This is a genomic window from Vibrio sp. 10N.261.52.A1 (assembly GCF_002876325.1).
GTDB lineage: Bacteria > Pseudomonadota > Gammaproteobacteria > Enterobacterales > Vibrionaceae > Vibrio > Vibrio chagasii.
The window spans coordinates 1-925 of record NZ_MCYD01000857.1; the positions used below are offsets into that span (position 1 = coordinate 1).

Below are 925 nucleotides of genomic sequence, written 5' to 3' on the forward strand. Positions count from 1 at the left end.
GGCTATCCCGTGTAATTAAAATTTCTAAACAGGATTTCAAATGAGTGACAAACAATATGCAGTTATCGGTTTAGGGCGTTTTGGTTTATCTGTTTGCCAAGAACTTCAAAGTTCAGGCTCACAGGTGTTAGCCGTCGATATTGATGAGGAGCGAGTGAAAGAAGCCGCGGCCTTTGTTTCACAAGCGATTGTTGCTAACTGTACGAGTGAAGAGACGGTTAAAGAGCTGAGGCTCGACGAGTACGATATGGTAATGGTTTCGATTGGTTCTGATGTGAACTCGAGCATTCTGACTACTCTGGTCGTAAAAGAGTCGGGAGCTAAAACCGTTTGGGTTAAGGCGAACGATAAATTCCACGGTAAGATCCTCTCTAAAATTGGCGCTGACCATATCATCATGCCGGAGCGAGACATGGGTATTCGTGTCGCAAGGAAGATGCTGGATAGACGCGTTCTTGAATTTATCGACCTCGGTAGTGGCTTAGCGATGACCGAAATTGTTATCGGTGCCAAGCTATTAGGTAAACAACTTCGTGATTTGAAGCTTTGCAAAGAGGTGGGTGTTGAAGTTCTTGGTTTTAAACGCGGACCGAATCTGACTAAAGCGCCTGAACTGGAAGTGAGTTTAGAAATTGGGGATGTGGTGATCATCGCCGGGCCTAAAGAGACCTTATCTAGAAAATTACGTAATTGGTAATGGTAACTGCAATAAGGTAACAGTATGAATTCGTTTCAACGAAAAGGTACTTTTTATACCCTTAAGAGAGATGAAAAGCCTCGTAAGGGCTCTGAACCTAAGATAATCCTGACCAGTTTCTTAGGTGTTCTCATTCCCTCGGCCATCTTGCTGACGTTGCCTGTTTTCTCTGTCACGGGGCTTAGTTTTACGGATGCGCTGTTTACCGCGACCTCTGCGATTAGCGTG

General features: G+C 44.6%; 1 protein-coding gene and 1 pseudogene. Both read left to right on the plus strand.

From position 1 onward, the window contains the following. Window positions 1–40: 40 nt before the first annotated feature. Entirely contained in the window at window positions 41–697 is a 657-nt protein-coding gene (locus BCT81_RS18395; RefSeq protein WP_102425400.1) for a TrkA family potassium uptake protein, read from the plus strand. Window positions 698–721: 24 nt separating this feature from the next. Then, a pseudogene (locus BCT81_RS18400) lies at window positions 722–925 on the plus strand (Ktr system potassium transporter B); the annotation flags it as partial.

Bases quoted from the DNA above. Each gene is read 5' to 3' on its own strand.
- BCT81_RS18395 (WP_102425400.1), top strand. From the start codon at position 41: ATGAGTGACAAACAATATGCAGTTATCGGTTTAGGGCGTTTTGGTTTA.